This window comes from Acinetobacter sp. YH01019 (assembly GCF_013420285.1).
Taxonomy (GTDB): Bacteria; Pseudomonadota; Gammaproteobacteria; order Pseudomonadales; family Moraxellaceae; genus Acinetobacter; species Acinetobacter gandensis.
The window spans coordinates 1-1,063 of sequence record NZ_VOYM01000195.1 but is presented as its reverse complement, the minus strand read 5'-3'; the positions used below and the strand labels follow the sequence as shown (position 1 = coordinate 1,063).

General features: G+C 46.0%; 1 protein-coding gene. It reads right to left on the bottom strand.

Annotated elements, in window-relative coordinates; all coding sequences use genetic code 11:
- Nucleotides 1-231 precede the first annotated feature (231 nt).
- Nucleotides 232-1,063: ATP-binding cassette domain-containing protein (locus FTT84_RS17905; RefSeq protein ID WP_180082054.1), on the bottom strand; the 832-nt coding region annotated here is incomplete at its 5' end.

The following is a 1,063-nucleotide window of genomic DNA, read 5'->3' as shown; positions in this document are numbered from 1 at the left end:
ATGGATATTGGGTGATTGGCAACGGGTGCAGACATAAGTTGTCGTTTCTATGATCATGTTAAAGGTCTATTGCTCAGACATTTTCACGTCTATTCTAAATTAAAACACGTTGTTTTTGTACACTACCAAAAGCAGGAGGAAAATATTAAAAATGGGTGGTTTTAATAAAAAAAAAGAGATGAATAACGCTTGTTACTCATCTCTCAGATAATGGGGGGTATTGAAATAGCGTTAGAAGGACTGCTCCAGACTTTCCAGTTCCATCATCAGTTCCAGCATCTGTTCCTCGGCTGTTTCCAGTTTGGCTTTCAGCTCGGTTTGCTCATTCATCAGTTTGAGCAAATCATTTTTACGTGAGGCTTCATATAAAGCACTGTCACCCAGTAAAGTTTCAATTTCAGCCAGACGCGGCGTAACCTTTGCAATCTGTGCTTCGCATTTTTCGATATTTTTACGAATCGGGCGGCTCAGTTCCCGCTGGCGTGCCGCTTCCTTACGCTGTGCTTCTTTGTCCAGTTTGGAAATGGTTGCTTTGACTTCGACCTGAGATTTCACCGGCTCGGCTGGCTTCTGCCCGTTTTTGATCATCTCAATGCGGGCCTGACGTAACCAGTCGGCATAAGCGGTCAGATCACCGTCAAATTCACGGCATTGACCATTATGTACCAGCAGCAATTCATCACAGACACTGGCAATCAGCTGGCGTTCATGCGATACCAGCACCACAGCACCTTCAAAATCCTGCAAGGCCATGGTCAATGCATGACGCATATCCAGATCTAAATGGTTGGTCGGTTCATCCAGAATCAACACGTTTGGACGCTGCCAGACAATCAATGCCAGAGCCAGACGGGCACGTTCACCGCCTGAGAAACTTTCACTTGGCGTATCCATGCGTTCGCCGCTAAAACCAAAACTGCCCAGGAAAGAACGTAAGCTGGCTTCACTGATTTTTTTATCGGCAATACGGGCCAGCTGTAACATCGGGCTGGCATTGCCATCCAGTGCATCCATTTGGTGTTGGGCAAAGTAGCCAATATTGAGCAGTTCTGAATCTTTACGC